At 63.0% G+C, this 24688-nt stretch carries 27 protein-coding genes; 6 read left to right on the top strand and 21 right to left on the bottom strand.

What is annotated here, in order from left to right; translation table 11 throughout:
- Positions 1-63: 63 nt before the first annotated feature.
- Together ACIPUD_RS20890 and ACIPUD_RS20895 are read right to left on the bottom strand one after the other, a co-directional pair.
- Positions 64-252, bottom strand: coding sequence for a hypothetical protein (locus tag ACIPUD_RS20890; RefSeq protein ID WP_039800268.1), 189 nt, complete (start codon positions 250-252; stop codon positions 64-66).
- Positions 249-617 carry a hypothetical protein gene (locus ACIPUD_RS20895; RefSeq protein WP_231188449.1) on the bottom strand — a complete coding sequence of 123 codons (369 nt, stop codon included), beginning with the start codon at positions 615-617 and terminating at the stop codon, positions 249-251. The genes ACIPUD_RS20890 and ACIPUD_RS20895 overlap by 4 nt, the downstream gene beginning before the upstream one ends.
- Before the next feature lie 744 nt (positions 618-1361).
- On the opposite strand from ACIPUD_RS20895, the gene ACIPUD_RS20900 reads away from it, so the two are divergent.
- From ACIPUD_RS20900 to ACIPUD_RS20910, 3 genes are all read left to right on the top strand, one after another.
- Positions 1362-3797: a PAS domain-containing sensor histidine kinase gene (locus ACIPUD_RS20900; RefSeq protein WP_247369931.1), complete on the top strand. Its 2436-nt coding sequence runs from the start codon at positions 1362-1364 to the stop codon at positions 3795-3797.
- Positions 3794-4465, top strand: a complete 672-nt coding sequence (locus ACIPUD_RS20905; protein WP_247369927.1) for a response regulator transcription factor — start codon at positions 3794-3796, stop codon at positions 4463-4465. Before ACIPUD_RS20900 ends, ACIPUD_RS20905 begins: the two co-directional genes overlap by 4 nt.
- Positions 4466-4550: 85 nt before the next feature.
- Entirely contained in the window at positions 4551-4937 is a 387-nt protein-coding gene (locus ACIPUD_RS20910) for a response regulator transcription factor (RefSeq protein ID WP_018458052.1), read from the top strand.
- A 32-nt stretch (positions 4938-4969) separates the two neighbouring features.
- On the opposite strand, the gene ACIPUD_RS20915 is transcribed toward ACIPUD_RS20910, so the two are convergent.
- The 14 genes from ACIPUD_RS20915 to eno form a co-directional block, all read right to left on the bottom strand.
- On the bottom strand, positions 4970-5938 hold the full coding sequence (locus ACIPUD_RS20915) for a tripartite tricarboxylate transporter substrate binding protein BugD (protein ID WP_018458053.1): 969 nt from the start codon (positions 5936-5938) through the stop codon (positions 4970-4972).
- Positions 5939-6024: 86 nt separating this feature from the next.
- Complete coding sequence (locus ACIPUD_RS20920; protein ID WP_085353217.1) at positions 6025-7266, bottom strand: threonine synthase; 1242 nt, start codon at positions 7264-7266, stop codon at positions 6025-6027.
- Positions 7267-7411: 145 nt separating this feature from the next.
- A complete protein-coding gene (gene lpdA, locus ACIPUD_RS20925; RefSeq protein WP_446481456.1) occupies positions 7412-8833 on the bottom strand; it encodes a dihydrolipoyl dehydrogenase in 1422 nt (473 codons plus the stop codon).
- Between the two features lie 17 nt (positions 8834-8850).
- Positions 8851-9057 carry a hypothetical protein gene (locus ACIPUD_RS20930; RefSeq protein WP_247296603.1) on the bottom strand — a complete coding sequence of 69 codons (207 nt, stop codon included), beginning with the start codon at positions 9055-9057 and terminating at the stop codon, positions 8851-8853.
- Positions 9058-9105: 48 nt separating this feature from the next.
- Positions 9106-10455 (bottom strand): pyruvate dehydrogenase complex dihydrolipoamide acetyltransferase, encoded by a 1350-nt coding sequence (locus tag ACIPUD_RS20935; RefSeq protein ID WP_018458057.1) that lies wholly within the window; start codon positions 10453-10455, stop codon positions 9106-9108.
- Between the two features lie 60 nt (positions 10456-10515).
- Positions 10516-10968 carry a nucleoside deaminase gene (locus ACIPUD_RS20940; protein WP_018458058.1) on the bottom strand — a complete coding sequence of 151 codons (453 nt, stop codon included), beginning with the start codon at positions 10966-10968 and terminating at the stop codon, positions 10516-10518.
- A 2-nt stretch (positions 10969-10970) separates the two neighbouring features.
- Positions 10971-11273, bottom strand: a complete 303-nt coding sequence (locus ACIPUD_RS20945; RefSeq protein ID WP_007590623.1) for a DUF5076 domain-containing protein — start codon at positions 11271-11273, stop codon at positions 10971-10973.
- Between the two features lie 3 nt (positions 11274-11276).
- Entirely contained in the window at positions 11277-12665 is a 1389-nt protein-coding gene (locus ACIPUD_RS20950) for a pyruvate dehydrogenase complex E1 component subunit beta (protein ID WP_026233491.1), read from the bottom strand.
- 29 nt (positions 12666-12694) lie between these two features.
- The gene (pdhA, locus tag ACIPUD_RS20955; protein ID WP_085395047.1) at positions 12695-13717 is read right to left on the bottom strand and encodes a pyruvate dehydrogenase (acetyl-transferring) E1 component subunit alpha; all 1023 of its coding nucleotides are present in this window, start codon (positions 13715-13717) and stop codon (positions 12695-12697) included.
- A 311-nt stretch (positions 13718-14028) separates the two neighbouring features.
- Complete coding sequence (locus tag ACIPUD_RS20960; RefSeq protein ID WP_007590617.1) at positions 14029-14346, bottom strand: FtsB family cell division protein; 318 nt, start codon at positions 14344-14346, stop codon at positions 14029-14031.
- Between the two features lie 209 nt (positions 14347-14555).
- Positions 14556-15107 (bottom strand): NADPH-dependent FMN reductase, encoded by a 552-nt coding sequence (locus ACIPUD_RS20965; protein ID WP_085353225.1) that lies wholly within the window; start codon positions 15105-15107, stop codon positions 14556-14558.
- 175 nt (positions 15108-15282) lie between these two features.
- A complete protein-coding gene (locus ACIPUD_RS20970) occupies positions 15283-16281 on the bottom strand; it encodes an MBL fold metallo-hydrolase (RefSeq protein ID WP_446481457.1) in 999 nt (332 codons plus the stop codon).
- 116 nt (positions 16282-16397) lie between these two features.
- On the bottom strand, positions 16398-17531 hold the full coding sequence (locus ACIPUD_RS20975) for a zinc-binding dehydrogenase (protein ID WP_446481458.1): 1134 nt from the start codon (positions 17529-17531) through the stop codon (positions 16398-16400).
- Positions 17532-17565: 34 nt separating this feature from the next.
- Positions 17566-18849: a phosphopyruvate hydratase gene (gene eno, locus ACIPUD_RS20980; protein WP_018458064.1), complete on the bottom strand. Its 1284-nt coding sequence runs from the start codon at positions 18847-18849 to the stop codon at positions 17566-17568.
- Between the two features lie 174 nt (positions 18850-19023).
- Here eno and ACIPUD_RS20985 point away from each other — a divergent pair, with 174 nt between their 5' ends.
- A complete protein-coding gene (locus tag ACIPUD_RS20985) occupies positions 19024-20001 on the top strand; it encodes a Vgb family protein (protein WP_018458065.1) in 978 nt (325 codons plus the stop codon).
- A gap of 51 nt (positions 20002-20052) precedes the next feature.
- Positions 20053-20505, top strand: a complete 453-nt coding sequence (queF, locus tag ACIPUD_RS20990; RefSeq protein ID WP_018458066.1) for a preQ(1) synthase — start codon at positions 20053-20055, stop codon at positions 20503-20505.
- A gap of 22 nt (positions 20506-20527) precedes the next feature.
- Here queF and ACIPUD_RS20995 read toward each other — a convergent pair whose 3' ends face one another.
- Together ACIPUD_RS20995 and ACIPUD_RS21000 are read right to left on the bottom strand one after the other, a co-directional pair.
- On the bottom strand, positions 20528-21151 hold the full coding sequence (locus tag ACIPUD_RS20995) for a dihydrofolate reductase family protein (RefSeq protein WP_018458067.1): 624 nt from the start codon (positions 21149-21151) through the stop codon (positions 20528-20530).
- 17 nt (positions 21152-21168) lie between these two features.
- On the bottom strand, positions 21169-21471 hold the full coding sequence (locus ACIPUD_RS21000; protein ID WP_143273393.1) for a hypothetical protein: 303 nt from the start codon (positions 21469-21471) through the stop codon (positions 21169-21171).
- A gap of 110 nt (positions 21472-21581) precedes the next feature.
- Here ACIPUD_RS21000 and ACIPUD_RS21005 point away from each other — a divergent pair, with 110 nt between their 5' ends.
- Positions 21582-21998, top strand: coding sequence for a winged helix-turn-helix transcriptional regulator (locus ACIPUD_RS21005; RefSeq protein WP_026233493.1), 417 nt, complete (start codon positions 21582-21584; stop codon positions 21996-21998).
- A gap of 30 nt (positions 21999-22028) precedes the next feature.
- Here the strand turns inward: ACIPUD_RS21005 and ACIPUD_RS21010 are convergent, their stop codons facing one another.
- The 3 genes from ACIPUD_RS21010 to ACIPUD_RS21020 all read right to left on the bottom strand — a co-directional run bounded on the left by ACIPUD_RS21010 (position 22029) and on the right by ACIPUD_RS21020 (position 24552).
- Positions 22029-23237, bottom strand: a complete 1209-nt coding sequence (locus ACIPUD_RS21010) for an MFS transporter (RefSeq protein WP_018458070.1) — start codon at positions 23235-23237, stop codon at positions 22029-22031.
- A complete protein-coding gene (gene kdsA, locus ACIPUD_RS21015; protein WP_018458071.1) occupies positions 23237-24100 on the bottom strand; it encodes a 3-deoxy-8-phosphooctulonate synthase in 864 nt (287 codons plus the stop codon). Before kdsA ends, ACIPUD_RS21010 begins: the two co-directional genes overlap by 1 nt.
- Before the next feature lie 125 nt (positions 24101-24225).
- On the bottom strand, positions 24226-24552 hold the full coding sequence (locus ACIPUD_RS21020; protein WP_007610789.1) for an NIPSNAP family protein: 327 nt from the start codon (positions 24550-24552) through the stop codon (positions 24226-24228).
- Positions 24553-24688: the final 136 nt, after the last annotated feature.

Raw genomic sequence — 24688 nt, forward strand, 5'->3', positions numbered from 1 at the left:
TCTCATCGCGATGTCCTCTCGCCCGGACGGCAAATCCACCGCCCGTTTCGCCCTCCTATCCGCTCAAGACGCCGCTCGTGTGCGCCCCTCGATCAGCGGCGCAGCTTCGCCATGAAGCGCGTAACACTCGTAGCCGCAGTAGGGCAGCAGCGTCTTCGCATCGCGCAGATAGCCGCCGCTGATCTCCTCGCAGCACCAGAGGCAGGACGTTTTGCGAAAAGGGGTCCTGCCGTTCACCAATATGAACCTCATGTGGCACCTCCGAGCGCAAAGCAGTAGACCGTGTCGACGAGAGAGGCGGACGGCGGCGGCGCGCAAAGATGGTTGCGGCCGTCGGGATTATCCCTGTTTCGCTCGACCTTCTGAGGCGGAATGAGGATGTATTTCCCGTCTTCCCGGCGCAGCGCGTAGATGCTCCCCTCGACCCGCCGTATCTCGGTCGGGTAGCAGTCGGCGTTGTTGCAGCAAGTCAGCACCGGATTGTCCGGCATGTGCCAACTCGAATAGAACTGCTCGTGGAGGAGCAGATCCCGAGGCGGATGACGATGTGCGCCATCCTGTCCGGCCTCGTCCGCCTCCGCTCCAGTCATCAACGAAAGCGGCAGCGTGATCGCCAAGAGGAGCTTGCAACAACGGTTCAACGCGCAGCCTCCCGATACAGAATTGCCGAACGCAGCAGATCCGGTGACTGGTGCTTACGCCGCCTGAGACCGAAACAGCCATCGGCGATCGCGTTCGCGGCGCGCTCTGAAGCGATCGAGACATTTCCGGGAGCAAAGCGGCGCTCGCCAGGAATAATACCGGATCAGGCCGAACTTCCCGCTGCAGACGGCGCAGCTTTTTGCGGCGGAAGGGCGCTCGGAGTGTTCGGGCTTATCGCACATGATCCTCTCCTCCTGGCCTCTGATGGGCGCCTCTGACGGTCGAGGATCCCCACGGGCGCTGATGCACAATCATCACGTTCGTCAACGAAATGCGGCTTCTCAATCGTGACCAGATCATCGGCAAGTCAGCGCCGGCGGAGGCGAAGCTGGCCTCTTGAGTGCACGACCCCGCGCTACTCAACTGTTCAAGCGTTGCGATCGACACCACTGGATTGCCGGTGAGACTAGTCCCCATGTGACGGGCCGCTCAATTGTACGGAGGTAAATGCAGCGTATGACTAGGATTGCGCGACCTATACATAGGTTTGTCCGGTGATTTACCGGAGTTTCGTCCGCTCGCAACGAGACGGCGCAACGCTGGCAAGCTGCACGGAGCCCGCGAACTTTCGATGCGGAATCCTGCTTTGATCAGGGAATTGCCCCTGCTGTCGCAAAGTGCTCTACTCTCCCTGCCCCACGCGGGCCGGGACGCTTGCGATGATGCCTGGCCAGATCGCAAAACTAGGGAATTCGGCCGCGCAATTCCTGCTCGGCGGCCTTGCGGCGCTTCGATCTCTCGGCAATGCGGGGAAAGGCGAGTCCGCGACTGGGGATGGCTGGCGGCAGGACAATGCCGACCTGCGCGACGCCGTGAAGCAATGGCGACAAGTGTTCGAGCACAATCCGGTCATGTATTTCATGGTCGATCCGGCCGGAACGGTGCTCAACGTAAATACATTTGGCGCCGCGCAACTGGGCTACACGGCGGCCGAGTTGACCGGCCAATCTGTGCTGAACGTCTTTTTCGAAGAGGACCGCGATTTCGTCCGTCGCTGTGTCGGGCTGTGCCTGGAAACCGTGGACCAGTCGCACACCTGGGAGATTCGCAAGATCCGGAAGGACGGCTCGGTTCTCTGGGTCCGTGAGAACGCCAAGGCCATGCGACGCGGCGACGGCACGCCGATCGTGCTGGTCGCCTGCGAAAACATCACCCAGCGCAAGGAGGCGGAGGATGCGCTGCGGCAGAGCGAGGCCTACCTTGCCCAAGCGCAGGAGTTGAGCCGCACCGGCAGCTTCGGCCTGAGCCTGGCAACCCGCGAGGCCGTCTGGTCCAGGGAGACCTTTCGCATCTTCCAATGTGACCCGCAGGTCAAACCGACGCTCGATTTCGTTTTCCAGCGCATTCATCCGGAAGATCGCAATGCGGTCAGCAAGACCCTTGATCAGGCCTTCCGTGAGGTCGGCGATTTCGACCATGAATATCGCCTGCTGATGCCCGATGGAACCATCAAATATCTCCATTCCGTGGCACGCGTGGTGAGACATGGATCCGGCCACATCGAGTTTGTTGGAGCGGTCACTGACGTCACTACGGCAAAGGAAACCGAACAGCGGCTGCGTCGCAGCGAAGCCTATCTGACCGAAGCCCAGCGCCTCAGCCACACGAGCAGCTGGGCCTGGAACGTGCGCAGTCAGGAGTTTGCCTACCGATCGGCCGAACTCTATCGCCTGTTCGGATTCAACCCGGACCAGATCGATCTGTCGGCGCAGGCTTTCCAACAACGGATCCTCGCCGAAGACTTTCGCCGGATCGTCGATGTGGAACGTCAGGCAATCCGGCAAAAGCAGCCTTTCGAAGTTGATTTTCGGATTTTGCGTCCGGACGGTTCCGTACGACACGTCCATACGGAGGGGCATCCCGTCGTCGGCGGGGACGGCGATGTCACGGAAATCATCGGCACCCACGTCGATGTCACCGAGCAGTTTGCCGCCAGACAAGCGCTGCAAAAAGCCTTTGACGAGCTCAAGCTGTCCGAGCAGCGATTTCGCGACTATGCCGAAACCGCCTCGGACTGGTTTTGGGAGAGCGGGCCGGACCACCGTATCACACGGATTTCGGAACATGCCGACACGGCCGGTCCCGTGCCCACGGGCGTGATCGGCCTCGCCCGTTGGGACATTCCACCCGATGCCGAGCTCGAGCCCGAGAAGTGGGAGCGGCATCGCGCGACGCTCGATGCCCACCTTCCGTTTCGCGACCTGGTCTACCGAAGCAAGGATCGCAACGGATCTCCGATCTACGTGCGCACCAGCGGCAAGCCCTTGCACGACGCGAACGGCAACTTTCTCGGTTATCGTGGCGTCAGCAGCGACGTGACGGCGGCCATCCGCGCCGAGCAGGCCGAAGAAGCACTGCGCAAGGCGCAAGCCGAACTAGCTCACGTGACGCGCGTCACGATGCTCGGCGAACTCACGGCCTCGATCGCCCACGAGATCAATCAGCCCTTGGCCGCCGTGATCTCCAATGCGGATGCCTGTATCGGATGGCTCGGCCGCGAACCAGCCCAACTGAATGCCGCACGCCGTTCCGTGGAATGGATCGTCGAGGACGCCAATCGCGCCAGCGAGGTGATCCGCCGGATCAGAACGCTTGCGAAGAAGACCGAGATCGAGATGGCTCCGGTCGACATGAACCAGCTCGTCAGGGAGACGGTGGCGCTCGTCCGCCGCGAGCTTGCCACCCATGCCGTGTCGGTACGAATGGAGCTGGCGTCCGCTCTACCCAGCGTTTGCGGCGACCGGATCCAGCTGCAGCAGGTGCTGATCAACCTGGTCATGAACGGGATTGAAGCCATGCACGCCAATGTGGACCGTCCGCGCGAGCTTGCGATCCGCTCCAGCCAGGCGAGCGAGCACGGCGAAGGCCGCATGCTCCTGATCGTGACAGACAGCGGGGTCGGCCTCGGCGACGGCGCGACGGAGCGCATCTTCACACCTTTCTTCACGACAAAGCCGAGCGGCCTGGGGATGGGACTGTCGATCTGCCGATCGATCATCGAGGCTCATGCGGGCCGGCTCTCGGCCTTCCCCAATGACGGAAGCGGAGCAACATTCCAGATTGCCCTGCCCTTGCCGATCGAGGACACGTCGTGACCGACCATCTCAAGGTGGCGACGGTGCAGACGAGTTCCGACGATCCGATCGTCTTGATCGTCGACGACGATCCATCGATGCGCCGTGCGCTCACCAACCTCTTTCAATCCGTCGGCCTCAAGGTCGAGGCTTTCGGCTCCGCGGCGGAGATCATGGAAGCCAAGCCACCGGCGGTCCCCAGCTGCCTTGTGCTCGACATCCGCCTGCCGGGCTCAAGCGGCTTTGACCTGCAGTCGGACCTAGCGAAGGCGAACATTCACACGCCCATTATCTTCATCACCGGTCATGGTGATATTCCGATGACCGTCAGGGCCATGAAGAGCGGCGCCATCGATTTTCTGACCAAGCCGGTGCGCGACCAGGACATGCTGGATGCGGTTCAGGCCGCGATCGAACGGGATCGCAAGCGACGCAATGCCGAGGAGTCGGTCGCGGGAGTGCGGTCCCGATTCGAGGGTTTGAGCGCGCGCCAGCGCGACATCCTCGCCCTGGTGGCGTCCGGCCTGATGAACAAGCAAGTCGCTGCCGAGCTCGGATTGGCTGAGATTACCGTCAAGATCTACCGCGGGCAGATCATGCGGAAAATGGGCGCCAAGTCGTTGGCCGATCTCGTCAGAATGGTGGAGGCGCTCGGAATCTCACGCCCGGGCGGAAAGGTGCAAACCTAAGTATGCTTTTCAAGCTCGCTCCAAGGGCTCACTTTCGTCAAGTGCGGCACCGTGATCGGCGGCTCCCCGATCAGGAGCGATCATTTTGTCAATCCCCTCGGCCATTTCCGTCATCGACGATGATCGATCAGTCCGCCTTGCGACCAATAATCTGCTGACGTCGCGGGGATACACGGTCAACATCTTTCGCTCCGCTGACGAATTTCTTCAATCGGCCGAACTGAAGACGACGTCCTGCGTGATCGCGGATGTGCAGATGTCGTTGATGGGCGGCCTTGAGCTCTTGACGCACATGCGCAGCCTTGGTCACCACACGCCCTTCATTTTCATGACGGCTTTTCCCGACGATGCCGTGCGCGACCGCGCGCTGAAAGCGGGCGCTATCTGCTTTCTGGCGAAGCCGTTCTCCACGCCCGCTCTGCTTGAATGTCTGCGGATGGCCCTGTCCGGCTCCGATCAAACCGAGACGTGATACGCTGGCGCCGAGCCCTGGCGACACGGCGCTCACTCTACCTTGATGTTCGCCGCCTTGATCATTGGCCACCACTTCGCGATCTCCGCCTTCTGGCGGGCGCCCAGGGCCTCGGGCGTGAGCTGATCCTGGGGTGTCATCTCAAGCCCCTGACTTTCGAGCTGCTTCTTCACGCCGGGATCGTTCAGCGCTTCCACGGCAGCGGCATTGAGCTTGGCGACGATCGCCTTTGGCGTGCCCTTCGGCACCCACATGCCGGACCAGAGCGTCATGTTGAAGCCCTTCAGGCCCGCCTCCTCCGCCGTCGGGATGTCGGGCGCCGACGACAGGCGCCTGTCATCGGTGATGGCGTAGGCGCGAATGGTGCCGGCGCGGACCTGGTTGATGGAGTTCGAGGTCTGGTCGACGATGATGTCGATCTGGCCGGCAATGAGATCGTTCAGGGCGGGCGCGGTGCCGCGATACGGTACGTATTGCAGCTTGATGCCGCTGACGCTCTCGAAATAGACCCCGGCGATGTGGCTACCCGAGCCCGCGCCGGCGGTGCCGGCGGTCGGCGGCGACGGTCGCGACTTCAGCCAGTCCAGCAGCTCCTTCAGCGAGGTCGCGGGCACCGCGTTCTTGCTGACGACGATCATCGGATTGCTCGGCAGCAGCACCACCGGCTCCAGGTCCGCGACCAGGTCGTAATTGAGCTTGTAGACGGCGCCGTTGGCGACGTGGGTGCCGAGATGGCCGAACGAGATCGTGTAGCCGTCGGGGGCCGAATGCACGGCGCGGCCGACGCCGATCGAGCCGCCCGCGCCGGTGACGTTCTCGATCACCAGCGGCTGTCCAAGCGATGTCCGCATCCGCTCGGCAAGCACTCGCGCCATCGCATCCGACGGACCGCCGGCGGCGAAGGGAACGATGATGGTGATGGGACGCGAGGGATAGTCGTCGGCGCGCGCGGCGCCTGCAACAGCGAGAATAGCAATCAGCGCAGCCCAGGCGGCCTTCATTGTCTTCTCCCAGCAATGTCATTGTTGTTTTTGTCTCTTCCCGCGTACGGGAAGAGGGATCGTTCGTGAAGGGACGAAATGCCGCGCTAGAACTGCGAATAGTCGATCGGCTTATGACGATCGAGCGTGCGGGTGACCGGCGGCAGCGGGTATTTCAGGCCTGTGGCGCAATTGAACAGCATCACGCGGTCGGACTTGCTGACGCGGCCGTCGGCGAGGCTGTCCTTGTAGGCGGCGTAGGTGGCAGCACCTTCGGGGCAGAGCAACAGCCCCTCCTCGCGCGCGACCTCGCTGAGCGCCGATGAGATCTTATCGTCGTCGACGGCAATGGCAAAACCGTTGCTCTGCCGCACCGCGCGCAAAATGAGAAAGTCGCCGATCGCCTGCGGCACGCGAATGCCTGACGCGATGGTGTGAGCGTCCTCCCAGCGCGTCGCATGCTCGGTGCCGGCCTCATAGGCGCGCACCATGGGCGCGCAGCCGGAGGCTTGCACCGCGACCATGCGCGGGCGCTTGCTGCCGATGAAGCCGATTTTCTCTAGTTCGTCGAACGCCTTCCACATGCCGATCAGGCCGGTGCCGCCGCCGGTCGGATAGAAGATCACGTCGGGCACGTCCCAGCCGAGCTGCTCGGCGAGTTCGAGCCCCATCGTCTTCTTGCCTTCGATGCGGTACGGCTCCTTCAAGGTCGAGGTGTCGAACCAGCCGACTTTCGCCTTGCCCTCGCCGACGATCTTGCCGCAATCGTCGATATAGCCGTTGACGCGGTAGACGGTGGCGCCCTGCAGCTCGATCTCGCTGACGTTCACCTCCGGCGTATCGGCCGGGCAGAAGATCGTGGTCTTGATGCCGCAGGAGGTCGCATAAGCCGCAAGCGCCGCGCCGGCATTGCCGTTGGTCGGCATCGCCATATGCTTGATGCCGAGCGCCTTGCCCATCGACACCGCCATCACGAGGCCGCGCGCCTTGAACGAGCCGGTCGGCAAGCGCCCCTCGTCCTTGACGATGATCTCGCCGCCGCCGAGTTTTGCACCGAGCTTGGGCAGCCGGATCAGCGGCGTCGTGACCTCGCCGAGCGAGACGATATCCTGACATTTACGCACCGGCAAAAGCTCGCGGTAGCGCCACATGTCGGCGGGGCGCTGGGCGAGCGCGTCTTTCGTCAGCGCCGTCTTCACACCGGCAAGGTCGTAGCGCACCAGCAGCGGCTTGCCGGCCTTGGAGAGGTTGTGGACCCGGTCGGCGGCGTAATGATCGCCCTCCATCGCGCATTCGAGATGGGTGACGAAGGTCGGGCGTTCGATGGTGAGGTTGTCGTTGTCTTGCATGGGGTGATTTCCTTCTTGTTTTGCAAACAGATCCCTCCGCTCGTCATTGCGAGCGCAGCGGAGCAATCCAGAGTCTTTCCGCGGAGGCAGTCTGGATTGCTTCGCTTCGCTCGCAATGACGGTGGTGGGCGGCGATGCGCGCCCGTCAAATATTCAGCACCCGTCCATACGCATCCAGCACGGCTTCCTTCATCATCTCCGACAGGGTCGGATGCGGGAACACCGTGTGCATCAGCTCCTCTTCCGTGGTCTCAAGGTTCATGGAGACGACGTAGCCCTGGATCAGCTCGGTGACCTCCGCGCCGATCATGTGGGCGCCAAGCAGCTGGCCGGTCTTCTTGTCGAAGATCACCTTGACCAAGCCCTGGTCCTCGCCGAGCGCGATGGCCTTGCCGTTGCCGACGAAGGGGAAGCGGCCGACGCGGATCTCGCGGCCGTTCTCCTTGGCCTTGGCTTCGGTGAGGCCGACGGAGGCCACCTGCGGCTGACAATAGGTGCAGCCCGGGATCAGGTTCTTGTCCATGGCGTGCGGATGCAGGCCCTTGATCGCCTCGACGCAGATCACGCCTTCATGTTCGGCCTTGTGAGCCAGCATCGGCGGCCCCGCGACATCGCCGATGGCATAGATGCCGGGGATGTTGGTCTTGCCGTAGCCGTCGATCACGATGACGCCGCGATCCGTTTTCACGCCGAGCTTCTCGAGTCCAAGGTTCTCGATGTTGCCGACGACGCCGACCGCCGAGATCACACGCTCGAACTCGGTCGTCACAGGCTTGCCCTTGCCGTCGTCAATGGTAGCGACGACGCTGTCGGCCTTCTTCTCGAGCTTGGTCACCTTGGTCGAGGACAGGATCTTGATGCCCTGCTTCTCGAAACGTTTGCGGGCCAGGCCGGCGATCTCGGCGTCCTCCACCGGCAGGATCTGCGGCAGCACTTCGACCACGGTGACGTCCGAGCCCATGGTGTGGAAGAAGGAGGCGAACTCGATGCCGATCGCGCCGGAGCCGACGACCAGCAGCGATTTCGGCATCCGCTCCGGCACCATCGCCTCGAAATAAGTCCAGATCAGCTTCTTGTCGGGTTCGAGGCCCGGCAGCACCCGCGGCCGCGCGCCGGTCGCGACGATAATGTGTTTGGCCTGATACGTCCCCTCGCCCAGCGCACCCTTGGGGCCCTCGACGTCCGACTTCTTCACGGTAACTTTGCCGGGCGCATCGATCGAGGCCGCGCCCCAGATCACGCTGACCTTGTTCTTCTTCATCAGGAAGCCAACGCCATCGTTCAGCCGCTTCGAGACACCGCGCGAGCGCTGCACCACCGCCTTCGGGTCGAACGAGACGTTGTCGGCCGACAGGCCGTAGTCCTTGGCGTGCTGCATGTAGTGGTAGATCTCGGCCGAGCGCAGCAGCGCCTTGGTCGGGATGCAGCCCCAGTTCAGGCAGATGCCGCCGAGATAGGATTTCTCGACGATCGCGACCTTGAAGCCGAGCTGGGCGGCGCGGATTGCGGTGACATAGCCGCCCGGACCGGAGCCGATGATGATGATGTCGAAGGATGTGTCGGCCATGGCGGCTCCCATTCAACTCAAGAGGCGCCGCGGGCGCGGCGCTTGATCAGAAAAGACCTCACCAGCCATTCGAGCATCGTCGCCAAAGCCATTACGGCCAAGGCAATCAGCACGACCGGCTGGGCGATGTTCCGTGCCAGTTGTTCACTGGCAAAGAACGCGGAGTAAAGAAGATCGAGCCCAATCGGGTTGAGCGCGACGACTGCTCCAAGCAGCAGCGACATCCATGGCCAGCGGGTACGGACATGCAACGGTGCCCCCTCTGCCGCGCGTCAGACCATCATCATGACGGGATTTTCGATCAGCTGCTTGAAGGCGCCGATCAGTTCCGCGCCGAGCGCGCCGTCGATGGCGCGGTGATCGCAGGACAGGGTCACGCTCATCATGTTCGCGATCTCGATCTTGCCGCCACGGACCACAGGCCGCTCCTCGCTGGTGCCGACTGCGAGGATGGTGGCATGCGGCGGATTGATCACGGCGGTGAAGTGGCTAATGCCGAACATGCCGAGATTCGAGACGGCCGTCGTGCCGCCCTGATATTCTTCGGGCTTCAGCTTGCGCGAGCGGGCGCGTGTCGCAAAATCCTTCATCTCGTTGGAGATGGTCGACAGCGTCTTGGTCTCCGCCTTGCGGATAATCGGCGTGATCAGGCCGCCGGGCATTGCCACCGCAACACCGACGTCCGAATGGTGGTGCTTGACCATGCCGGATTCGGTCCAGCTCACATTGCAATTCGGGATCTTCTGCAGCGCGACCGCCATCGCCTTGATGACGAAGTCGTTGACCGAGATCTTGTAGAGCGGCTTCTTCTCCTTGTCCTTGGGAGCAGCCGTATTGATCTCCTCGCGCGCGGCGAGCAGCTTGCCGATGTCGCAGTCGATCGTGAGATAGAAGTGCGGGACGTTCTGGATCGACGCGGTCAGACGCTGCGCAATCGTGCGGCGCATGCCGTCATGCGGGACGACCTCGTAGGAGCCGGGTTCGAACAGCGCCAGGATCTGCTTGTCCGACATGGTCGGCGCGGTCGAGGGTGCGCCTGACGGCGTCGCCGCGGGAGCCTTCAGGCCAATGCCGGACTTGGCCTGCTCGACGTCGCGTGCCACCACGCGGCCATGCGGGCCGGTGCCAGTCACCATCGCAACATCGACGCCGGCTTCCTTGGCGAGCCGGCGCGCCAGCGGCGAGGAGAACACGCGGCCGGCATGGCCGTTGCTCTGCGCAGCCGGTGCTGCGGCCTGCGGTGCAGGTGCTGCGGCGGGCACCGGCGCCGCTTTGGGCGCAGCAGGCGCAGGAGCCGATGCAGCAGCAGGGGCTTCAGCAGCTTTCGGAGGCGCGGCGGAGGCACTGGGCTTGGCGGCACCTGCCGCTTTCACGTCCTCGCCCTCGCCGGCCAGCACCGCGATCACGTCGTTGACAGGCACGTCCTGCGTGCCCTCTGGCACGAGAATCCTGGCGATCGTGCCCTCGTCGATGGCCTCGACCTCCATGGTCGCCTTGTCGGTCTCGATCTCGGCGATGATGTCGCCGGATTTGACCTTGTCGCCTTCCTTCTTCAGCCACTTGGCGAGGTTGCCCTTCTCCATCGTCGGCGAAAGAGCGGGCATCAGGATGTTGATGGGCATGCTGACCTCAAGAAGAACTTTGCAAAAATCCGTCTCCGGACCGAAGACGAACAGACCAGGTTAGTTGCCGATATCGCCCTGCCACAGGCGCTCATTGGCAGGGATGGAACGCCAATTCTTCATCATGGTGATGGAGCGGTCGTCGGCAAGGTCGATCCAGGAGATGCCGAACTTGTCGAGAATGTCCTTGGAGCCCTCGAAGGTGACGGACTCTCCAATCACCACGAGCTTCACCTTGAACAGTGCGAGCGCACCGGCACACATCGCGCATGGCGACAGCGTGGTGTACATGACGGTATCGTGGAACGAAATCGCACCCGCCTCGCGCAGGCAACTCATCTCGCCGTGCAGGATCGGGTTGTTTTCCTGCACGCGGTTGTTGTGGCCGCGGGCAATGACCTTGTTGTCGCGGGTCAGCACGGCGCCGATCGGCAGGCCGCCTTGCGCGATCGAGGCTTCCGCCTCGCGGATCGCCTCCAGCATGAAATCGAAATGATAGGCTTCGATCGCCACGGTCAGTGCCCCTTCCCGCGCGGCGTCGTGGTGCCGGTGTCGGTGGGACGCTCGATCTCGGCCTGGAACATCTCGATGATCCGGTTCAGCGCGTCCTCCTCGGTGTATTCGCTCTCGCGCGCATAGGCGCGCGCGGCGTGACGGGCGAGATCGACGAGCAGCAGGCCCCACATGTCGGGCTCGTCGAAGGCCCGCTGGAACGCCATCGACAGCCCGCCGTCCAGCACGAACACGCGCAGGATCTCGACCGCATCATCGCGGACGAGGACGTCGGGTGGCAATGGCTGCTCCTTCGGACCCGCCATGGTCTACCTGTAGCAGACGGCTTTGGCGGCCTCGACCACTTCGGCAGCCGAAGGCAGCGCGAGCTTTTCCAGGTTCGCGGCATACGGCATCGGCACGTCCTTGCCGGAGACCCGGGTTACAGGCGCATCCAGATAGTCGAAGGCATGCTCCATGATCCGCGCGGCGATCTCGGCGCCGACACCGCTCTGGGCCCAGCCCTCTTCCACCGTGACGGCACGTCCCGTCTTCTTGACGGAGTTGACGATGGTGTCGGTGTCCATCGGACGCAGCGTGCGCAGGTCGATCACTTCGGCCTCGATGCCGTCCTTGGCGAGTTCGTCGGCGGCCTTCAGCGCGTAGCTCATGCCGTTCGACCACGAGATGATCGTGACATGGCTGCCGGAGCGCACGATGCGCGCCTTGCCGATCGGAATCACGAAATCGTCGAGCTTCGGCACCTCGCCAGTGTGGCCGTAGAGCATTTCGTTCTCGAGGAAGATCACCGGATTGGGATCGCGGATCGCAGCCTTGAGCAGGCCCTTGTAATCAGCGGCCGAGAACGGCGCGACGACCTTGAGGCCGGGGACGTTCGAATACCAGGACGAATAATCCTGGCTGTGCTGGGCGGCCACGCGGGAAGCGGCGCCGTTGGGCCCGCGGAATACGATGGAGCAGCCCATCTGGCCGCCGGACATATAGAGCGTCTTGGCCGCGGAGTTGATGATCTGGTCGATCGCCTGCATAGCGAAGTTGAAGGTCATGAACTCGACAATCGGCTTCAACCCGGTCATCGCGGCGCCGACGCCGATGCCGGCAAAGCCGTGCTCCGTGATTGGCGTGTCGATGACGCGCTTGGCGCCGAATTCCTGAAGCAGCCCTTGCGTCACCTTGTAGGCGCCTTGGTATTCGGCAACCTCTTCGCCCATCACGAAGACGTCGGCGTCGCGGCGCATCTCCTCGGCCATAGCATCGCGCAGGGCTTCGCGGATGGTCTGCGTCACCATCTCGGTGCCGGCGGGCACTTCCGGGTCGGGTTCTGCGACGGCCTGCGGCGCCGGCGCAGCCTTGGGAGCTGGAGCCTCGGTCTTCGCGGCGGCAGGGGCTACGGATTCGGCAGCCTTCTGCTGCTGGGCAGGCGCGGGCGCCTTGGCGAGATCGGCGGCACTTTCGCCATCGGCCAGAATTGTCGCGATCGGTGTGTTCACGGCCACGTCGGCGGTGCCCTCGGGGATCAGGATCTTGCCGAGCGTACCTTCATCGGTCGCCTCGACCTCCATGGTCGCCTTGTCGGTCTCGATCTCGGCGATGACGTCGCCGGACTTGATCGTCTCACCCTCTTTTTTCAGCCATTTGGAGAGGTTGCCCTTCTCCATCGTGGGCGACAACGCGGGCATCAGCACTTGAATTGGCATATCGGCTCCAAAAGAAAGCTTGCGCGCGTTCAGCGGTAAATATCGGTCCAGAGCTCGGCGGCATCCGGCTCGGGATCATGCTGGGCGAAATCGGCGGACGCGTTGACGATGTCGCGCACCTCGGCGTCGATCGCCTTCAGATCCTGCTCGCTGACCTTGGCGGCCAACAGGCGGTTGCGCACCTGCTCGATCGGATCCTGGTCGTGGCGGACTTTTTCGACCTCCTCGCGCGTTCTGTACTTTGCGGGATCGGACATCGAGTGGCCGCGATAACGGTAGGTCTGCATCTCCAGGATGAAGGGTCCCTTGCCGGCGCGGCACCAGGCCGTCGCCTCGTCGCCGGCGGCCTTCACGGCGCGGACGTCCATGCCGTCGACCTGCTGGCCGGGAATGTTGAAGGAGGCGCCGCGCTTGGAGAAATCCTGCTGCGCCGAGGCGCGCGAGACCGAAGTGCCCATGGCGTAGCGGTTGTTCTCGATGACGTAGATCACCGGCAGCTTCCAGAGCTCCGCCATGTTGAAGCTCTCATAGACCTGGCCCTGGTTGGCCGCGCCGTCGCCGAAATAGGTGACGCTGACATTGTCGTTGTCGCGATAGTGATTGGCGAAAGCGAGCCCGGTGCCGAGCGAGACCTGTGCGCCGACGATGCCGTGGCCGCCGTAAAAGTGCTTCTCCTTGCTGAACATATGCATGGAGCCGCCCTTGCCCTTGGAATAGCCGCCGCGACGGCCGGTGAGCTCGGCCATGACGCCTTTGGCCTCCATGCCGGTGGCGAGCATATGGCCGTGATCGCGATAGCCGGTGATGACCTGATCGCCCGGCTTCAGGGCCATCTGCATCCCGACCACCACGGCCTCCTGGCCGATATAAAGGTGGCAGAAGCCGCCGATCGCGCCCATGCCGTAGAGCTGGCCGGCCTTTTCCTCGAACCGCCGGATCAGGAGCATGTCGCGGAGCGCCTTGAGCTCCTGCTCTCTGGTGAATTCCGGGGGCGAACCGCCGTCGGTCTTGTCCTGTGCAGTACTCGCGGCGGCTTTCTTGGGTGCGGCCATGGGAATTCCGGGTCAGAGAAAACTTCAGCCCTGTCTAACCCAAGTCAAACGCCCTTGGAAAGCACCGCGGCGGCATGGCACGCCTTTCATTATGCCGCACTGCAACGCGATCGTAATATTGCAAAATCTTTGACGCGGATCGGGCAACATTTAGCTCCCCGACTCCCGCATCGTGTGTGGAATACCGATCGCAGACCCGCTCACGTCAGCCGCAGGAAGCAACGGGCTGCTTGCATATCGCAATCGCGCTGGCTCGATGGAGTCAGCGGCAGACCGCAAACCCCGCAAATGGCGCTTGTGCCGCTCGCGTGTCAGTTCGCCGGGATCGTCCGGACGAGATCGCGCGGATTGACGTAGTCGAGCTGGAAGCGCGCCCGCTCGTCCAGCATGTCGGGGTCGATCTTCGCGGAGCGCAGCAGCGAAACGCGCTGCTCGCTCCTGGCGCGCTCGCGCTTGAGCTGCGCCAGTTCGCTGGTCAGCGCCACGATCTCCTGGTCGAGCTCCTGGCGGGCGTTGAGGCCGTATTTGCCGGTATAGGCGTTGACGCCGAAATAGCCGACGATGGCGGCCGCCATCGCATAGAGGGCAAGACCGGTCAGGATCGATTTCAGGCGCGCGCGGGAGACCATCCTGGGAAGATGGGACAGGTTGGTTAAGGGCGTGCTAATTGCCCGCCCGCTTGGCGTTCCAATGCCTGGCTCAGCCGTCATGCCCGGCCTTGTGCCGGGCATCCACGTTCTTCGTCAATTTGGCAAAGACGTGGATGGCCGGGACATCTAGCGCGAAGACGCGCTTCGCGCTTTTGCCCGGCCATGACGGAGACCCGGGGTTCGCGGCCTCAGCCGTGATGCTTCGCGACGTGCACCGCAAACGCGTCGATATAGGCCTGGAGCACCGGCTTCAAGGACTCCTTGGTCAGGTTGCCGTCGGCATCGAACGCGTCGCCCACCCCGTTCAGATAGGCCTCCGGCTGCTGCATGATCGGGCCGGAAATGCCCGGCAGGATGTTCTGGAGCGTCTTGGCGGCACTGACGCCGCCGAGCGGGCCCGGCGAGTTCGCGATGATGCCGACCGGCTTGTCGTTGAACGAGCTCTTGCCATAGGGCCGCGAGGCGACGTCGATGGCGTTCTTCAGCACCCCCGGGATCGCGCGATTGTATTCCGGCGTGACGAAGATGACGCCGTCCGATTTCTGGATTTTTTCGCGGAAAGACAGCCAATCCGCCGGCGGCGCTCCCTCGAGGTCCTGGTTGAAGAACGAGATGCCGGCCGGCGTGATGACCTCGAGCTTGAGCGAGGCCGGCGCGAGCTTGGCGAGCGCATTGGCGATCTTGAGCGAAAAGCTGTCCTTACGCAGGCTGCCGGCGATCGTGACGATATTGTAGGCCATAGAGTGTCCTCGAAATCTTCAGCGGGAGTGCGGGGTCGGCACTTAAGCGATCTCGACCGATAGATGCAAGTGCATGGACTGGTCGGATTTGGAAACGCTGGGTTTCTGAACGGTTGCCCAAACAATCAGGCCGCCAAGTGGCGGCCCGATCCCTGGTACAAATCTGCAAATCGGCTCAGATGGTCGGATTCCACGCCGACGGGATCAGACGATATTTGGCGCCGTCCTTCTCGACATGGCCGACCGAGGGGAAGGTGAAGTGGAAGCCGATCACGGTCGCCTTCTCGGCGGCCGCCATGTCGTAGAATTTGTGGCGGGTTTCCTGCGCCAGCGCTGCATCGGTGTCGAACACCACATGCCAGTTCGGATTGCGCAGGAAGAACTCCGGGATGTTGGTGACGTCGGACTGGATCAGCACCTTGGCATCGCCTGAGGCGACCGCGAACGAGGTGTGCCCCGGGGTGTGACCGGGCGTCGCGATCGAGGTGATGCCCGGTGCGACCTCCTTGCCCCACTCGTACTTCGTCACCTTGGATTCGAGGCCGGCAAAGGTCTTCTTCACGTTGGCGAAGTAGTTCTTCATCATCGCGTTGGACTCGGCCTTGGCGGCGTTATCCTCGCTGGTCCAGAACTCCCAGTCCTTGCCTGGCACCATGATCTCCGCATTGGGGAAGGCAAGCGCGCCGTCGGCGAGACGAATGCCGTTGGTGTGGTCGGGATGCAGATGCGAGAGCAGCACGACGTCGATGCTCTTGGGGTCGACGCCGGCGGCCTGGAGGTTCTGCAGCGTGCGGCCGACCGCGCCCTTGCTGGGCTCGAGATTGGCGACACCGTTGCCGGTATCGATCAGCACGAGCTTGGAGCCGGTGTTGATGAGCTGCGGGTTGAACGGCACCGTGACCATGCCCTTCGGCATGTAGGCCGCCTCGCCAGCGGCCAGCGCTTCCTCCTTCGGCGCGTTGACGACGAACTTGTCCGGCATCGGGAAAGTGCGCGCACCGTCATTGATGGAGGTGCACTCGTAGCTGCCGACCTTGTAGCGGTAGAAGCCCGGCGCCTGCGTGCCGGCTTGCGGTACTGAGGCATTGGCGGCGGTCGGCCCAAAGCCGGTCACGGCAGCCGCACCGAAGGTGGCGGCGCCTGCAAGCAAATGGCGGCGATTAAGATCGGTCATGAGGTCCCCTTCTGAGCGCCCCGCGGTTTTCCCGCGTGCAAATGGCGGCGGAATAATCCCCGGCTTCGCTCAGAAGGCAAGACCTTCTTTCGGTGACGTGCCGTCGCACGTCCCGATTATTTGTTCGGGTTGATGAGGAATTTTTCGCCAGTGGCGCGTTTGGCGTACACCGCGATGTTGGCGGGATCGAGCGCCTCGGAAAGCGACACCACCTTGGTGTAGTGGCTGGCAAACGTGGTCTTCAGTTCGTCGACGACGCGCTGGCGCAGCCTGGCCCCGTCCGCCTGCCCGATCTTCATCAGGAACGGAAACAGCAGCCAGCCGCCGACGCCCCAGGCCATGCCGAAGCCGCGCGGCAGCTCAATCGGGCGGACATCGAGCGCGCCATAGACATAGACCTGCTTGTGCACGTTGGAGCCGTAGCGGCTGTATTCCTTCGCGGTCTTGTTGATCGCGACTTCCATGCAGTTGAGGATGTCGCCGGCGAGCTTCCCGCCACCGATGGCGTCGAAGGCGATGGTGGCGCCGGTCTCGACCAGCGCATTGGTGAGATCGCCGAGGAAGCTCGGTGCGGTGGAATCGACGACATATTTGGCGCCGATCTTGTGCAGGATGTCGGCCTGCTCCTTGCTGCGCACAATGTTGACCAGCGGGATGCCGTCCTTGATGCAGATCTTGTTCAGCATCTGCCCGAGATTGGATGCGGCCGCAGTGTGCACCAGCGCCTTGTGACCCTCGCGCCGCATGGTCTCGGTCATGCCGAGCGCGGTCAGCGGATTGACGAAGCAGGAGGCTCCTTCGGCCGGCGTGGTGCCTTCCGGCAGCGGCAGGCACTCGCGCACTTTCAACGTGCGATACTGCGTGTACATCGCGCCGCCGATCATGGCGACGGTCTTGCCCATCAGCGCCTTCGCGGCATCCGAGGAGCCGGTCCTGATCACGACTCCCGCGCCTTCGTTACCGCCCGGCATGGATTCGTCGAGCCGGCCTGCCATCGCCCGCATCGCGCCTTCCGGCACTTTCGCGGTGATGACGGGAGCTTCTTTGGTGCCCGAAGCCTTTGCCGTGCTCATGTCGGCCGCGCCGATCAAGAGCCCGAGGTCGGACGGGTTGATCGGCGCGGCCTCGACGCGGACGACAACCTCGTCCGCGGCGGGTTCGGGGGTCGGCACGTCGAGCAGCGAGATTTCGAGCTCACCGCTCTTCTTGATCAGCGAACGCAGTTGCAGGCCGTTCTTGCCGTCGCTCATGTCGATCCTCCCCTGTTCTTGTCCGACCGCTGGCTTATGCCAGCGCCTTCAGTGCCGCCTTGCCGCCGTAGAGCGCCTGCTTGCCGAGCTGCTGCTCGATGCGCAGGAGCTGGTTGTATTTGGCGGTGCGATCGGAGCGCGCAAGGGAGCCGGTCTTGATCTGACCGCAATTGGTGGCGACCGCGAGGTCGGCGATGGTAGAATCCTCGGTCTCGCCGGAGCGGTGCGACATCACCGAGGTGTAGCCGGCCTTGTGCGCCATCTCGACGGCGGCGAGCGTCTCGGTCAGCGTGCCGATCTGGTTGACCTTGATCAGGATCGAATTGGCCCGTCCGGCCTTGATGCCTTCGGCGAGGCGCTTGACGTTGGTGACGAAGAGATCGTCACCGACGAGCTGGCACTTCTTGCCGACGAGGTCGGTCAGCTCCTTCCAGCCGTCCATGTCGTCTTCCGACATGCCGTCCTCGATGGTCACGATCGGATAGCGCGAGACGAGATCAGCAAGGTACTTGGCCTGCTCGGAGATCGAGCGGGTCTTGCCCTCGCCCTCGTAGACGTATTTGCCGTCCTTGAAGAACTCGGTCGAGGCGCAGTCGAGGCCAATGACGATGTCGGAGCCCGCCTTGTAGCCGGCCTTGCCGATCGCGTTCATGACGAATTCGAGCGCGGCGTCCGCCGACGGCAGGTTCGGGGCAAAGCCGCCCTCATCGCCGACATTGGTGTTGTGACCGGCCTTCTTCAATTCGGACTTCAGGGTGTGGAAGACCTCCGCGCCATAGCGCAAGCCCTCGGCAAAGGAGGACGCGCCAACCGGTAGGATCATGAACTCCTGGAAGTCGATCGGATTGTCGGCGTGCATGCCGCCATTGATGATGTTCATCATCGGCACCGGCAGCAGCCGCGCCGAGGTGCCGCCAACGTAACGATAGAGCGGCATGTCGAGCGAGTTCGCGGCCGCCTTGGCGCAGGCGAGCGACACGCCGAGGATGGCGTTGGCGCCCAGCCGGCTCTTGTTCGGCGTACCGTCGAGGTCGATCATGATCTGGTCGAGCTGGGCCTGCTGCTCGACATCGAGGCCGCTCAGGGCCTCGAAGATTTCGCCGTTGACGGCGCCGACCGCCTTGGTGACGCCCTTGCCGAGATAGCGAGTCTTGTCACCGTCGCGTAGTTCCACCGCCTCATGGGCGCCGGTGGAGGCGCCGGACGGCACGGCAGCACGGCCAAGCGCGCCATCTTCCAGCACGACGTCGACCTCGACGGTGGGATTGCCACGGCTATCGAGAATTTCGCGGCCGATGATGTCGATGATGGCGGTCATGATGTGCACTTCCGTTCGTTAGAGCTGATCGGTGCCGCGGGTCTTACACGGACCGCAAGCAAATGTGAACGCTTGGAGGGTGGGCTTCGACTGACGCGTGAAGCGGCTCGGACTAAGGTTGACCGCATCTGGTCTGCGCGCAAAACCTCAATCTGAAACAGTCGGGGTAACGCCATGAATCGCCGCCAGTTTCTTGCCTCGAGCATCGCCCTCCTCGCGACCCGCCCGAGTTTTGCGCAGGAAGGCCCGTTCCGGACAAAATACTACCCCATTAGCTCCGGCATCGGTCTGCACGACCTCGCTCCCGCTCCCGATGGCACGGTCTGGTTTACGGCCCAGGGCAAGGGCCTGCTCGGCAGGCTCGATCCGAAGGATGGCAGCCATAAGACGGTCAGCCTCGGCCAGGGCGCCGCCCCGCACGGCGTGACCATCGGCCCCGACGGCGCGCCCTGGATCACCGAGGGCGGCCAGAATGCGATCGCCCGCGTCGATCCTTCCGACCTCAAGGTCACCCTGTTCCGCCTGCCCGAGAAGTTCGCCTACGCCAATCTCAACACCGGCGTGTTCGACAAGGACGGCACCTATTGGTTCACCGGCCAGTCCGGCTATTACGGCCGCCTCAAGCCGAACGCGGGCGGGATGGACGTGTTCAGGGCGCCCAAGGGCGTCGGCCCCTACGGAATCACCGTCACGCCCAAGGGCGACGTCTGGTATGCCTCGCTTGCCGGCAGCTATATTGCCAGGATCGATCCGGCGACGGGCAGCGCCAGTGTGGTCGAGCCGCCGACGCCGAGCCAGGGTTCGCGACGGGTCTGGTCGGATTCGAAAAGCCGGATCTGGGTCAGCGAGTGGAACAGTGGCCACGTCTCGGTGCACGATCCCGCGGAAGACTCTTGGAATACCTGGAAGCTGCCCGGCGAGCGTCCCCGCACCTACGCGGTCTATGTCGATGACAAGGACAAAGTCTGGCTGACCGATTTCTCCGCCAACGCCATCGTCCGCTTCGATCCCGCCACCGAGCGCTTCAACGTGTTCGCCAGCGACAAGGCTAACGCCAATGTGCGCCAGCTCGACGGGAGGCCGGGCGAGCTCTGGGGCTGCGAATCCGGCAACGACCGGATCGTCATGATCCAGACGGTCGCCGCCGGTTGACGACAGCGGCATTTGCGTCCATCCCGGCACGCGGAACAGGATGTGACGACAATGGCGAAGAAATCCCTTCAGCTGGGCCGCGCGGTCGAATGGCCGCACACACCGGAAGAAGCGCAGCTCGACCGCGTGCCGAACCCGCAAAAGGGCACGGACTATCTGGTACGCTTCACCGTGCCGGAATTCACCTCGCTCTGCCCGGTCACGGGACAACCGGATTTCGCACATCTGATGATCGACTACGCCCCCGGCCAATGGTTGCTGGAATCGAAGTCGCTCAAGCTCTACATCGCCAGCTTCCGCAATCACGGCGCCTTCCACGAGGACTGCACCGTGATGATCGGCAAGCGCATCGCGAGCGAGATCAAGCCGAAGTTCCTGCGCATCGGGGGCTATTGGTATCCGCGCGGCGGCATTCCAATCGACGTGTTCTGGCAGACGGGCCGCGCGCCGAAGGGATTGTGGGTGCCCGAGCAGGGCGTCGCGCCCTATCGCGGCCGGGGCTGAGCTTGAAGAGACCGTTTCTGACTCACCGCGTTCGGTCTCGACCGCGAAGATTTGCTCGCTCGGGGGACGAGGTATAGCGGCTAACAACCATGCCGCTCGAATAAGCCTTTGCCTCGAGTAATTTTAGCTTCCTGAACCCCGACGCCGCGAAGATCCTGACGCCGTCACCCAATACCGCCGGGTTGACGTAGAATTGAAACTCGTCAACGAGACCTTGTTCGATCAGCGCCGCGGCAAACCCCGCGCCACCGAACACGCCAATGTCGCGCCCTCGTTGGCTCTTTAAGGCGCCGACCACCTCGTGCAAATCTCCGCTGACAAGCGTGGTTCGTTCCCACGCCGGCTCCGTTGGCTTATTCGTCGGAACCATTTTGCTCATTTCTGTGATACGCTTAGCGAACGCGTAGAATGGCTCAGTTGGGTAGCGGTTCGCTGCGTTCTCCCAATGCCGTAGATACCCTTGATTCAGCATCTTCCGACTGAGAAGAATCGTGTCGATGCGCTCGAAGTGTGCATTGAAATCGCGCTTCAGTTCATCATCCCAAAAGTTGTTGTCACCCCAACCCCATAGCTGCCAATTTACCGTTCCGTAGGAGCCGACAAAGCCATCGGCTGACACCTGCATCTGAAGGATAAGTTTTCGCATCGGTCTATTCTCTCGAATCATGCAAGGATCGAAGCTGCGAACGATTCAGCAGCCCATTGTTTGAAGGTCGTTCGAGTTGTGTTTTCTGAAGCTGGCGTGTCGAGTGCCCATCGCTCTTGGCGATTGAAGCTCGCTGGGGTTTCGATCAACGCTTCCGTGAAGCTGGCTGATATCCCGTTTGCGATCATGCTGCTGCGGGCGTCATCGAGCGGGACAGATCGATAAGTCACGTCTTTGCGCAGTTTCCTGCCCGGGAGCTCTGTCACCTTCTGAAATATGTAAAAGCCGCCGCTTGCAACCTGATGGATATCTGCGGGCATTTTCCACCACTCCTCCAGCATTGAGACTTTATGATTGGTTTACATTTGGAAGCATTGACGTCAGCCTCGAATGATGTCAATAGTAAATCGATTTACAAAGAGAACTACGGATGTCGGGAAGACAGCGATCAGGTTGCCCAATCAGTCTGTCGCTGGAGTTGCTCGGCGATCGCTGGACGCTGCTGATTGTGCGTGACATCGTTTTCGCGGGGAAACAGCACTTCCGGGAATTTCTGCAGTCCGATGAATCGATATCATCGCGGACGCTTGCGGAGCGGCTTCAAACGCTGCAAGAAGGCGGCGTGCTTACCCGTCATGACGACCCCACGCATAAACTGAAGGCGATTTATCGCCTTACGGAGGCGGGCATTGATCTGCTGCCTGTCCTCGCCGAGCTTGGCTTATGGGGCAGCAAATATCGTAATGCTGATCCGGATCTTGGTGCGATTGCCGAGAGACTATCGGCGGGGGGCCCCAAGATGCTTTCCCAGATGAAGCATAAACTGAGGAAAGGAGGTTCTAAATGACGATACGCCGCGTCAGGCGCTAGACATCTTTTAGGCGACTGCATCCGATGGCGCCCGCTGTTTCAACAGCCGCGCACAGGCGAAGCCCAGCGCGACCATGATCGCGGCGCTCGCGAACAGGGTCGGCATCTTGCCGCCATGCTGGAGGCCAAGTCCATAGGCGAGCGGCCCCACCGTCTGCCCCATGAAGAAGAAGAACGAATGCAGCGACAACGCGGTTGCGCGCGCCTCGACCGAGAGTTCGCTGGCAAACATCTGAAGGCAGCCATGGGCGATGTAGAAGCCCCATCCCATCACGATGAGATTGAACGCCTGCACTTCCCAGCGCAGGCCGAAGCCGACGGCAACGAGCTGCGAAGCCACCAGCGTCATGCCCGCGATCATCATTCCCTTCATGCCCAGCCATGGCAGCAGGCGCGACACCGTCAGCGTGTAGAACAAGCCGCCGACCGCAAAGCCCGCGATGACGATGCCCGCGATCGAGAGCGAGGTCTGACCGAGCTCGAACAGGAACGAAGCGATGTAGGGAAACAGGCCGAGCACGCAGCAGCCTTCGATGAACACCGCCGCATAACAGACATAGGCGTTCGGGTTGGTGAAGATGGTGCGATAGCCCGCCTTCAGCGCCGACAGGCTCGTCTTCGGCGGATGCTTGACCTTGGCGCCACGAAAACCGGCGGCGACCGCGATCGAGGCAACGATCACCAGCGCGCCGAGCACCGCCAGCACGCCGCGCCAGCCGAGGAAATCGCCGATCAGGCCGGAGGCCGAGGCGCCGAGGAGATTGCCCGCCATCGCGCCGGCGAGCGTGCGGCTGATCGCGACCTGGCGCTTCTCCGGACCGACGAGATCGCTGGTCAGGCTGAGCGCCACCGGAAACACGCCGCCGGAGCCGATACCGGCGAGGATACGGGTCGCGAACAGAACCGAGAATGAGCTCGAGAGCGCCCCCAGGATGTTGGCAAGGCCGAGCAGCGCGAGGCAGCCGATCATCAGCCGCGTCTTGCCGAACAGATCGGCGGCGGCGCCGACGATCGGCTGGATGATCGAGAAGGTGAAGGCGAACACCGCGGCAAAACCGGCAGCGGTCGCGATGCTGACGCCAAAGTCCTCCGCGACGTGCGGCAGCACCGGATCGAGCGCGCGCGCGGAGAGCGCCGCGGCGAAGCTTGCACCGGAGATGACGTAAAGCGCGGCCGGCAGGCCGTGATCGTGCGCCCGCGCCTCGCCTTGCTGCATCAGCGCGGGTCGGCTTTGGTCGAATCCTTGGCGAGCGCGTCGAACGCCATCAGCCTTCGGATCAGCCCTTCGAACTCGCGCAGCGGCACCATGTTGGGTCCGTCGGACGGCGCGCTGTCAGGATCGGGATGGGTCTCAATGAAGATACCGGCAACACCGACGGCGACGGCTGCGCGTGCGAGCACCGGCACGAATTCGCGCTCGCCTCCGGAAGACGTCCCCTTCCCGCCCGGCTGTTGCACCGAATGAGTCGCGTCGAAGATCACGGGGGCGCCGGTGGTGCGCGCCAGGATCGGCAGCGCGCGCATGTCGGAGACCAGGGTGTTGTAGCCGAAGGACGCGCCGCGTTCGGTGACGAGCACGTTGGGATTGTTCGCGCTCGTGATCTTGGACACGACGTTGGCCATGTCCCAGGGCGCAAGAAACTGACCCTTCTTGACGTTGACGACCTTGCCGGTTGCGGCCGCCGCCAGCAGCAGATCGGTCTGGCGACATAGGAAGGCGGGAATCTGCAACACGTCCACCGCCTGCGCCACCTCGGCACACTGCCCGGCGTCATGCACGTCGGTCAGGACCGGCAGGCCGAGCGACGATCGGATTTCGGCGAAGATCGGCAGCGATTGTGCAAGTCCGAGGCCACGCGCGGCCGACGCGCTGGTGCGATTGGCCTTGTCGAATGAGGTCTTGTAGACGAGGCCGATCTGCAGCCGCGCGGCGATCTCCTTCAGCGCGGAGGCCACCTCCAGCGCATGCTGGCGGCTTTCGAGCTGACACGGCCCGGCAATGATCGAGATCGGCAGATCATTGCCGAATTTGACCTTGCCAATGGTGACGACCGGCGCCGCTGACGTCGAAGAGCTCAAGGCAAATCCCTCGTTCCGGCGCGACCATAGCCGCGATGAAGGGCGGATCAACCCCATTCGGCCTGGGCTCCCAGAATATCAGGGTTGCGCCCAGGCTCTCCGCGACGCCCTCGCGCCGGCCGCCTCTACTTCACCGCCGAGAAGGCGGTCGGCGCCAGGATCTGGCTGACGATGTTGCCGACGATCTGGCCGTCCGCCTCGCTCTCGGCGCGCCCCTTCATCCAGTCCGGATCGGTCATGAAGGCGGCCCACTTCTTCTCGCGCTCGGCGAGCGACTCCCAGGCCAGGAAATAGGTCAGCTCCTGGTTGGATTCACCGATCAGGGTCGTGAAGAACCCGGCCTGCTTGATGCCGTGCTTTTCCCACACCTTCAGCGTGACGGTCTCGAACCGCTTGAGCAGTGCCGGCAGGCGGCCGGGCACGCAGCGATAGATGCGCATTTCGTAGATCATTCATATTCCTCCCTGATCAGGTCCGGCGGTTATAACGGCCGGCCCCGACGGTGTCTTGAGGCCCGCTCAGCCGCCCCGGTAGCGTTCCGTGCATGGCTAGAGCCCGCTCAAGCCGCTTCATCGAGAGCGGGTTCCC

Source organism: Bradyrhizobium sp. CAR08 (genome assembly GCF_052871955.1).